Genomic DNA, 230 nt, shown 5'->3' with positions numbered 1-230 from the left:
ACCCGGGCATCGTTGCCGGCATCCAGGGGCTGGAAGAGCAAGGCTTCCCGGTGCTGGTCAAGGATGCGTCGCTGGGCGGTGAGTTCCCGGTGATGTGCGTGACCTTGATGAACCCGCGTACCGGTGGCGTGTTCGCCTCGTTCGGCGCGCACCCGAGCCTTGAAGTGGCGCTGGAACGCAGCCTCACCGAGTTGCTCCAGGGCCGCAGCTTCGAGGGCCTGAACGACCTG

The 230-nt window shown here is 66.5% G+C and carries 1 protein-coding gene; it reads left to right on the top strand.

The window, feature by feature from the left end; genetic code table 11:
* A partial coding sequence (locus SB765_RS34440; protein ID WP_410933133.1) for a YcaO-like family protein occupies nt 1-230 on the top strand: 230 nt, incomplete at both ends.

Origin of the sequence: Pseudomonas sp. SIMBA_067, assembly GCF_046534675.1 — a bacterium.
GTDB lineage: Bacteria > Pseudomonadota > Gammaproteobacteria > Pseudomonadales > Pseudomonadaceae > Aquipseudomonas > Aquipseudomonas putida.
The sequence above is the reverse complement of the archived record's forward strand: the minus strand, read 5'-3'. Positions and strand labels throughout refer to the sequence as shown.